The organism is Pseudomonas sp. (assembly GCF_026224925.1).
In the GTDB taxonomy this organism is placed as follows: domain Bacteria; phylum Pseudomonadota; class Gammaproteobacteria; order Pseudomonadales; family Pseudomonadaceae; genus Aquipseudomonas.
The window spans coordinates 1-9022 of the sequence record NZ_JAMFRV010000188.1 but is presented as its reverse complement, the minus strand read 5'-3'; the positions used below and the strand labels follow the sequence as shown (position 1 = coordinate 9022).

Genomic DNA, 9022 nt, shown 5'->3' with positions numbered 1-9022 from the left:
GATCCGCGACCTCACCCACGCAAAGCCTGTCTGCAACCACGCCAGACTCATCGGTCGGCGGCAGCGGCGATCTGAATTTGCCGAAAGAACTCGAACCGTACCGTGCCGATATTCAAGACGCTGCCAAGGCAACCGGCATGAAGCCTGAAACCATTGCCGGGATGATTTGGGCAGAGTCACGGGGCAAGCTGGATGCAGGGACCACCAACGTTAACGGCAAAGCTGACTCCGGGCTGATGCAAGTCAACGCCGATACCTTCGCTGGGCTCAAAGCAGCGAATCCGGAGCAGTTGGGTAACGCAAACGTTAACGACGCCCACGACAACATCATGGCCGGTGCGCTGTATCTTCGCGATCAAATGAAAGCATTTGGAGGTGATGAAGGCGCGGCGCTACGGGCCTACAACTCCGGCCCGGACAAGGTCAATACCAGCAACCTGGCCGATACGGGCGGTGTCGGCGGCGCAAGCTATCCTTCAGACGTCCTCAACTTCGCCAACATCATCAAAACTGGCCAAGGCCAACTGCCCGGCTGATCAAATCCACTGAGCCTGTAGGACCGAATTCATTCGGGAAGCAAACAGCGCGGTGTTCCAGATAAACCGCGGTGTCGCATTCGCGAACAAGTTCGCTCCTACCGAATCTCCGCAACGATCACCCACTCAAAAATAACTCGGAACATTACGCTTCAACTGCTCACGTGCACGGGACAACCGAGAGCGAACCGTACCAATGGGCACCCCCAATGTGGTGGCGGTTTCCTGATAGCTACCGTCGACTTCCAGCGTCACCAAAATGATTTCCTGCATGGTCGACGGCAGCGTGCCAATGGCGTGTATCACCCGGTCGAGCTGCCGATAACCATCCACCTGGCTGCCGATGTCACTGGTGCCCTCCTCTGAATGCGCCTGGTCTTCCCAGGCTTCCTGGTACGGCTGCTTGTACAGCTTGCGGAAGTGACTACGGATCAGGTTCAACGCGATGCCGCACAGCCAGGTTTCCGGCTTGCAGGTATTTTGGAATTTGTGTTCGCACTTCAGCGCTTCCAGAAACGTGGACTGAAGAATGTCGTCGACATCCTCCGGGTTCATGACACGCCGCTGGATAAAACCGCGCAGCATTTGCACCTGTATACGGGTGAGTTGGCGGATACCAACTGATTCGGTCAAGTCGGAAACTGCGGTACCTGAATACATGCTCGCTTACCATTCTCGGAGGTGTCCTTGAGCAATAGCGATATGCATGCCAACAAAAAATAAAACATAAGCCTTTGTTTATTAACACTAAATAAAATAAACGCCCCTTGTTTTGCGCAAGTTCTTGCACAGCTGCCCGGATCGGGCGACGAGGTTTTGCAAACCGTGGCCATCAGCGACTTTTCGAGGGAACTGGATCACGACCCACGCCCACACACTTGCATGACCTCTGAAAGTATCGCGCTATGAAAATCGTGGCTCCGAGTGTTTCTCAAGTAATGAACCTATTGCCGGTTGCCGCGGCGAAAGCGCCTAGCGCTGCGGCAACGATGGCTGCTGCGCCCACGGTCACACCCTCGACGCAAACACCAGCCCAGCAGGTCGCCAGGTTCGCCACCGCGTTGGGGCAGCAGAGCCGGACGCTCAGCGACCGTAATGTGATGGTCAGCATCAACACGTTGCAGTCACGCTCGACCAAGCTCGGCGAATTGTTTCACCAACTCATGGGCTCACACGACAAGGGCCTGGACGAAGCAGCCCGTAATCTGCGCAAAGCGCTGACCAATAAACGTCCCAGCCTTGAACAGGTGTTCGGATTAGTCGAAGGCGATGCGGCCAAAGCTCACGTCATGCTTCAGGCAGCGGCAAGGCAGGCACAGAACGAAGGCGCAACCGGTGAGCACGTGATGCTGTCCCAGCAGCTGAAAATATTGCGTCGTCAATACGGCGGTCAAGCCAAAGCAGGGATTAATACCGCGAGGGCTTTCGCCCGCTCGGGCATCAGCGTCAAGCGTCGGCAAGCATTACGTAACCTCTACTACGAAGGGGTGGTAGGTCAGCAAAGTATTTCTGCGCTGATCGAAGCCTTGCTGGGGCAACACGACAGCGAACAACAATTCGAACCAACATTGCACGACATACGCAGTGCGATTGCTGATGATCTGGCGTCGCTGAAGCCGTCTACCTCTCCGCAACAACTACGCAGTTTGATGCACGGCTTGAGCACAGCGCGGCACGTGGCAACCCTGGTCTCCAGCAGCGAGCATTTACTGGGCCGGATGCGCGCCAAGAACCCCCAGCTGAAACTCAGCGCACCGACGTTTCTCAAGCATGTACTGGCGTTGTCCAGCAAAGGCATGAGCCTGCACGAAACCTTGCAACTGGCGCAGCAAGTCAGTGGCAACCAACTCAAGCATCAACTGGCCTTTCTCAATGGCTTGCGGCCGATGCTGCAACAACTGCCAATCCTCCTGTGGCGTGACCCGAAAGCCCGTCAAAACGCACTCGGCAATATGCTGATCCTCATGGCAGAACTGACCCGACAGGAACAAGGCCAGAGCAGAAACGGAGGAACCCCAGCCTGATGAACCGGATTATCGATTTCTTCAACCAAATCGCCCTCGCGACCATGCGTCGCTCGGAAATTGTCGGTGCGTTTGTGGTCATCGCTATCGTGTTCATGATGATTACCCCGCTGCCCACTGGGTTGGTGGACGTATTGATCGCCATCAATATTTGTATTTCCTGCCTGTTGATCATGCTCGCCATGCACCTGCCTCGGCCGCTGGCATTCTCGACGTTCCCTGCGGTGCTGCTGTTGACCACCATGTTCCGCCTGGCGCTGTCGATTTCTACCACGCGCTTGATTCTGCTCAACCAGGACGCCGGGCACATCGTTGAAGCGTTCGGCCAATTTGTGGTCGGCGGCAACCTGGCGGTGGGCCTGGTGATCTTCCTGATCCTCACCGTGGTCAACTTTTTGGTGATTACCAAGGGTTCTGAGCGAGTGGCGGAAGTCGGCGCGCGGTTCACCCTCGACGCGATGCCCGGCAAGCAAATGTCCATCGACAGCGACCTGCGCGCCAACCTGATCAGCGTGTTCGAGGCCCGCATCCGGCGTTCAGAGTTGGGCAAGGAAAGCCAACTGTTCGGCGCCATGGACGGCGCGATGAAGTTCGTTAATGGCGATGCGATTGCCAGCTTGATCATCGTCGCGATCAATATGATCGGCGGCATCGCCATTGGCGTGATGCAACACAACATGAGCGCAGGCGACGCCTTGCAGCTGTACACCGTATTGACCATCGGCGACGGGCTTATCGCGCAAATCCCGGCGCTACTGATCTCCGTCACCTGCGGCATGATCATTACCCGGGTGCCCAATGGCGATCCCAATGTGGAAGCCAACATTGGCCGGGAAATCGCCGAACAGATTACCAGCCAGCCGAAGGCCTGGATTATCTCAGCCGTTGCCATGCTTGGCTTTGCGGCGTTGCCGGGCATGCCGACCGGCGTTTTCGTCACCATCGCGGTGATCTGCGGCGGCGGTGGTCTGTTGCAATTGCAGCGGGCCAAACCTAAAGCGCCCCAGGAGGCGCCGGTCAATGTCGCGCCAGAAGACAATGGCCGTGAGGACCTGCGCACCTTCACTCCCAGCCGGCAGTTTTTATTGCAGTTTCACCCGCAGCAAAACAAGGAACAGATTCGCGCGCTGGTCAGCGAGATTCGTCAAAAACGTAATCGGCTGGTGGTGCAATACGGCCTCACCTTACCGTCATTCATCATCGAGACCGCCGCACATTTGCAGCTGGATGAGTTTCGCTTCTCGGTCTACGAAGTGCCCATGGTCAAGGCTACCTTCACCCGTACCCATGTGGCTATCGATGTTAGCACCCTGGACGATGCCGAGTTTGAATTCGCACTGCCGGGGGGCGCTGATCGACAAGAAGCCCAGTGGTTATGGATGCCAGTCGACGCCGCCGAGCTGCAAGACGGCGCACTTGAATCAGTGAGTGCCAACACCCTGATCATCGAGCGCATGGAGCGTGCGCTACAGGCCTGCGGCCCGCAGTTCATTGGGTTGCAGGAGAGCAAGGCGATCCTTGGCTGGCTGGAAACCGAACAACCGGAACTCGCCCAGGAAATGCAGCGGGTGCTGCCGTTATCGCGCTTCTCTGCGGTATTGCAAAGGCTCGCCTCCGAATGCGTTCCGTTGCGGGCGATTCGGGTGATCGCCGAGACCTTGATCGAGTACGGCCAGCATGAGCGCGAAATCACCGTGCTCGCTGACTACGTGCGCATTGCCTTGAAGTCGGTGATTTATCACCAGTACTGCGGCACCGACGGTCTGTTGGTGTGGCTAATGACCCCGGAAAGCGAAGGCATTTTGCGCGACAGCCTGCGCCAGACCCAGACTGAAACCTTTTTTGCCCTGAGCAATGAGTCCGGAGTGCAGCTGGTCCAGCAACTGCGCATCGCCTTCCCGTTGCGCTCGGCCGAACGCGCGGTGCTGTTGGTCGCTCAAGACTTGCGTAGCCCATTACGCAGCCTGCTACAGGAAGAATTCCATCATGTGCCCGTGCTGTCGTTCGCCGAGATCAGCAACGCTGCTCAGGTGAAAGTGCTCGGACGCTTCGACCTCGAAGACGAACTACAACCGCTGGGCAATGAATATGCAGCCTAATGCCGGGAGCGTGTCGTGATGTTTGAGTTACGGGTATTGAACGGCCTGCACCAAGGCGCGGCCTTACCGCTGATTGGCGAACAATGGTTGATCGGTTCTGACACCGAACAGGACCTTGCGCTGTTCGATTTGGGCATTGCGGCCCTGCACTGTCGGTTGAATCGCACCGATGTCGGCTGGACGCTGCTGGCCGAAGACGGCCCGGTGTGTGATGAAGAGGGTCACCAACACAGCCTGACCGAACTGACGCCCAATATCCCGTTTGTGCTGGGCACTGTGTGGCTGTGCCTGGCACCGGCACAAGAGGACTGGACGACCGCGCCTGCGAAGCCGGCCATGGAAAATCTCCTGAATGAAGACCCGGCCCCGTCATCGCCCCCAGTGTCGCCGCCGCTAGAGAAAGTAATATCCCGCTCACGGGGTCTCAATCGCACCTCAGGGGTCATCGTCGGCCTGTTGGTAGGCATTGTCGGCAGCGCCTGGGGTTTGAGCCACTCAACCTCACCCGGCACGGACAACCCGGCAACCGCCGTCACCACGAGCAGCCATTCTGCAGCTTCATCCAAGATCAAACTGGCCACGGCCGAAGACACCCGACGCCTGCTCAATACCCTGTTGAGTGAACGCATGCTCAGCGGAGTGACGGTACAAACCACCGCCGATGGCTTGTCGCTGACCGGCAGCGTCAAGGATGAATCCCTTGAGGTTTATCAACGCATGCTGCAGCGCTTCAAGGAGCAATACGCCGCGCCGGTCGCCGTGATTGATAACGTTTCGAACGCGCAAACCGGGCTGCCCTTTGTCATCGTGCAAATCATGTCCGGACCCATGGCGCATCTGGTGACCAATGACGGTCATCGCCTGTACATCGGCGACGAACTGGCCGGGCTGAAACTGACTAAAATCGACGAGCAACACATCGAGTTCGAAGGTGATCACCACTATGAGGTGCGCTGGTGAACGCCGCCCTCGCCGACTGGACGGCGGCACATCGCGCACGCCTTACACGCTTTTCGGCGGTGCGCATCAGTGGTCGGGTGACCGCGGTAAACGGCATTTTGCTGGAGTGCCAGATACCGGCGGCGAAGATTGGCGACTTGTGCGAAGTCAGCAAAGCAGACGGCAGTGTGATGCTGGCAGAAATCGTCGGGTTCACCAGCCAATGCACCTTGCTTAGCGCCTTGGGTACGGCAGACGGGATTCAAGTAGGCGCAGACATACGCCCCTTGGGCGTAGCCCATCGCATCGGTGTCGACGACAGCCTGCTGGGCAGCGTGCTTGACGGTTTCGGTCGTCCATTGCTGGGGAATTCGGTCGGCGCTTTTGCCGGTCCCAATGACCGCCGCACCACCATGCCGGTGATTGCAGCCGCCCTGCCGCCCACCGAACGCCCGCGTATCACCAACGCCCTCACCACCGGCATCCGCGCCATCGACAGCGCTATTTTATTGGGCGAAGGGCAGCGGGTCGGACTGTTTGCCGGTGCCGGCTGTGGCAAGACCACGTTGATGGCGGAAATGGCCCGCAACATGGAGTGCGACGTGATCGTTTTCGGCCTGATCGGCGAACGCGGACGCGAACTGCGTGAGTTTCTCGATCACGAACTGGACGACGAACTACGCCAGCGCTCGGTGTTGGTGTGCGCCACCTCAGACCGTTCCAGCATGGAACGCGCCCGTGCGGCGTTTACCGCCACCGCCATCGCCGAGGCCTTCCGCCAACAAGGGCGCAAGGTGCTGCTGTTGCTTGATTCACTGACCCGATTCGCTCGTGCGCAACGAGAAATTGGCATTGCTTCCGGCGAGCCGTTGGGTCGCGGCGGCTTACCGCCGTCGGTGTATACCTTGCTGCCGCAATTGGTTGAGCGTGCCGGAATGAGCGAACGCGGCTCGATCACGGCGTTATATACGGTGTTGATCGAGCAAGACTCAATGAACGATCCGGTGGCCGACGAAGTGCGCTCGCTGCTGGACGGCCACATCGTGCTCTCGCGCAAACTCGCCGAACGTGGGCATTACCCGGCCATCGACGTACAAGCCAGCATCAGCCGAATCCTCAGCAACGTCAGCAGCCGCGAGCACCAACAGGCCAACAACCGCCTGCGCCGACTCATGGCGGCTTACCGTGAAGTTGAAATGCTCTTGCGCCTGGGTGAATACCAGCCGGGCGGCGATCCAGTGACTGATTGCGCGGTGCAACTCAACGACAACATCAACCGTTTTCTACGCCAGGACCTACGTGAACCGGTGCCGTTGAGCGACACCCTGGAAGCCCTGATGTACCTCACCTCGCAGTTACCGGAATAACCATGGACGACGAACTTGAAGTCGATCCGTACCGCGAAGCGATGGAAAAAGTCATCGGTGTTCTCACGCCTTTGCGCCAACACCGACACGCCAGTGCCGAACGCGCCCAGCATCGTGCGCAACGTGAGCTGGAAGCGATGCAACGTCAGTTGATCGAGACCCAGGACGCGTACGTTCAGGAACGGCAAAAACAACACGACCTACGGCACACACTGGCCGAGGAAAATCTGCACAAAAGCATGGAGCTGAGCGAGGTCGAGCGTTGGCACGAAAAAGAGCGGCAGATGCTTGATCGTCTGGCCTTCATCCAACAGGACGTCAACCAGCAACGCGAGCAGATCGACGCCCAGAGGCAATTCCTGGAGCAGGCCCGGCAAACCGCTAAAGCGCAGCTGCGCGCGGTGGAGAAGCTGGCCTGCATGAGCGAAACATTGAATGAGGACTGAGCCACCGATGAGCCATCCGATCAAGCCCGCCGTGCCCACTCCACGCCCTCCCGTACGCACGCCACCTGCCCCGCCGGCAGCGCCCGTCGACAGCCGAACGCCGCGCCCGGCCATGCCACGCCGTGCCGAGATCGAACGTAATCGCCCCAGCTGGATGGACGACGCCGAAGAACGGGAAGCGCCGCTGTCAGCAGACGGACAGTTTTTTGCGCAGCTGCTGGTGCCACCGGTACGAGAGCAACAGGACGATCATTCCGGTTCAGCGGGCAGCGCGTTTACACCGATCAGCGCGGCTGACGAAGTGCCGGAACAGTTGATCGACGACCTGACAATGCGTTTATCAGCCCACGGTGACGGTCCGTTTAGCGCCACCTTGTTGATGCCCAATCTGGGCAAGGTGCAGATCCGCGCGCAGAGAAACAAAAGCCATTGGGATATTGAACTCGGCTTCGCTCGACGTGAAGTGCTGGACGGTTTGCACACGCGCCATGAGGCCTGCGAAGACGCGCTTTCCCAGGCATTGGGGCTCGATGTGCACTTGTCGCTGCATGAAGACTTCAACGCATGACCCTGCTGCGTCTGCGCCACGTCAGCAGCGCGTTGGCCCGTGCCCGGCGGGAACTGGGCCACGGTGCGCAACTGGGTTTCAGCACCCGTGATGAACAAGGCGTGCTGACCTTGCAACCGGCGCAGGATGACGTTGGGCAATCCAGTCCAGGTGGGTTTTTCCAATCCGCCGCTGGCGTGCTGCACCTGACGGAGCCCGGTGCCGTGCTGAGTCTGTTTGGCGAGGCACCGGTGGTGGTCGATGGCGCCGCTCAAGCCTGGTATTGGCAGTACATCAATCAAATGCTCAGCCCTGATCTGGCAGCGGTCTTCGCCCCATTGGCGACGCTGGAGGACGCCGACCCTGCATTGCTTGACCCCGTGGTCTGTCGCCTCAATGTGCGCTTGGGCGAAGAGTCCGTGCACGCCGTATTGACCCTGGGCGCCGAGACTCTGCTGCGTTTGCTGGAGGCCGGACAATGGCACCCGCTGCAACGCCCATTGCCTGGTGACTGGCCAATCCACAGCCCTTTACTGCTAGGCGGTTTGACGTTGACCAGCGATGAATTGGCCTCGGTGCGGGTCGGCGATGTGCTGCTGCCCAGTCATTGCCTATTCGACAGCGAAGGCAACGGCATGCTCGACCTCGGCGGCAGGCATTGGCATGTCGCTACCGAGACGTTGAACGACCGACTGTTCGTGCATTTGATTGATGAGGAAGACATTCACCATGAGCAGCCATGACTTGGATCACTCCCCGTACCAATCCCGGGATGACGACACAACGACCTTGGAGGATGAGGAGTGGCAAGACGACGGGTTGGATACCGAGGGTTCATCGCTGGAAGAAGACGATGAACAAGACAGCGAGTCCGGCGATGAGCCTTACCAACCGGCGCCGCTGTCTGGCATCTCGTTGGAGCTGACCGTGCGCAGCGGCAGCGTGACCTTGACCCTGGACGCGCTACAGCGGCTGGCGCCGGGGGCAGTGATTGAGGTCGCCGGCATCACGCCTGGCTACGCCACCTTGTGCCACGGTGAGCGGGTAGTCGCCGAAGGTGAACT

General features: G+C 59.0%; 10 protein-coding genes. 9 read left to right on the top strand and 1 reads right to left on the bottom strand.

Annotated elements, in window-relative coordinates; all coding sequences use genetic code 11:
- Positions 1–536: lytic transglycosylase domain-containing protein (locus tag M0974_RS08085; RefSeq protein WP_297835072.1), on the top strand; the 536-nt coding region annotated here is incomplete at its 5' end.
- Between the two features lie 126 nt (positions 537–662).
- Here the strand turns inward: M0974_RS08085 and M0974_RS08080 are convergent.
- Positions 663–1196, bottom strand: a complete 534-nt coding sequence (locus tag M0974_RS08080; protein ID WP_297835069.1) for an RNA polymerase sigma factor — start codon at positions 1194–1196, stop codon at positions 663–665.
- 245 nt (positions 1197–1441) lie between these two features.
- Between M0974_RS08080 and sctW the strand changes: the two genes are divergently transcribed.
- The 8 genes from sctW to M0974_RS08040 form a co-directional block, all read left to right on the top strand.
- Positions 1442–2560, top strand: a complete 1119-nt coding sequence (gene sctW, locus M0974_RS08075; RefSeq protein WP_297835066.1) for a type III secretion system gatekeeper subunit SctW — start codon at positions 1442–1444, stop codon at positions 2558–2560.
- Positions 2560–4659 (top strand): type III secretion system export apparatus subunit SctV, encoded by a 2100-nt coding sequence (gene sctV, locus M0974_RS08070; protein WP_297835063.1) that lies wholly within the window; start codon positions 2560–2562, stop codon positions 4657–4659. Before sctW ends, sctV begins: the two co-directional genes overlap by 1 nt.
- An 18-nt stretch (positions 4660–4677) precedes the next feature.
- Positions 4678–5619, top strand: a complete 942-nt coding sequence (locus M0974_RS08065; protein WP_297835075.1) for an FHA domain-containing protein — start codon at positions 4678–4680, stop codon at positions 5617–5619.
- Positions 5616–6965, top strand: a complete 1350-nt coding sequence (locus M0974_RS08060) for a FliI/YscN family ATPase (protein ID WP_297835060.1) — start codon at positions 5616–5618, stop codon at positions 6963–6965. Before M0974_RS08065 ends, M0974_RS08060 begins: the two co-directional genes overlap by 4 nt.
- Positions 6966–6967: 2 nt before the next feature.
- On the top strand, positions 6968–7411 hold the full coding sequence (locus M0974_RS08055) for a type III secretion protein (RefSeq protein WP_297835058.1): 444 nt from the start codon (positions 6968–6970) through the stop codon (positions 7409–7411).
- A gap of 7 nt (positions 7412–7418) precedes the next feature.
- Positions 7419–7979, top strand: coding sequence for a type III secretion system HrpP C-terminal domain-containing protein (locus M0974_RS08050; protein WP_297835057.1), 561 nt, complete (start codon positions 7419–7421; stop codon positions 7977–7979).
- The gene (locus M0974_RS08045; RefSeq protein ID WP_297835054.1) at positions 7976–8701 is read left to right on the top strand and encodes a type III secretion system protein; all 726 of its coding nucleotides are present in this window, start codon (positions 7976–7978) and stop codon (positions 8699–8701) included. The genes M0974_RS08050 and M0974_RS08045 overlap by 4 nt, the downstream gene beginning before the upstream one ends.
- On the top strand, positions 8688–9022 hold a 335-nt coding region (locus tag M0974_RS08040), incomplete at its 3' end, for a FliM/FliN family flagellar motor switch protein (RefSeq protein WP_297835051.1). The genes M0974_RS08045 and M0974_RS08040, both read left to right, overlap by 14 nt.

What these genes read in the sequence shown, in the direction of transcription:
- M0974_RS08050 (WP_297835057.1), top strand. Translation starts at nt 7,419, where the DNA reads ATGAGCCATCCGATCAAGCCCGCCGTGCCCACTCCACGCCCTCCCGTA.
- M0974_RS08065 (WP_297835075.1), top strand. Translation starts at nt 4,678, where the DNA reads ATGTTTGAGTTACGGGTATTGAACGGCCTGCACCAAGGCGCGGCCTTA.
- M0974_RS08055 (WP_297835058.1), top strand. Translation starts at nt 6,968, where the DNA reads ATGGACGACGAACTTGAAGTCGATCCGTACCGCGAAGCGATGGAAAAA.
- sctW (WP_297835066.1), top strand. Translation starts at nt 1,442, where the DNA reads ATGAAAATCGTGGCTCCGAGTGTTTCTCAAGTAATGAACCTATTGCCG.
- M0974_RS08045 (WP_297835054.1), top strand. Translation starts at nt 7,976, where the DNA reads ATGACCCTGCTGCGTCTGCGCCACGTCAGCAGCGCGTTGGCCCGTGCC.
- M0974_RS08080 (WP_297835069.1), bottom strand. Translation starts at nt 1,196, where the DNA reads ATGTATTCAGGTACCGCAGTTTCCGACTTGACCGAATCAGTTGGTATC.
- sctV (WP_297835063.1), top strand. Translation starts at nt 2,560, where the DNA reads ATGAACCGGATTATCGATTTCTTCAACCAAATCGCCCTCGCGACCATG.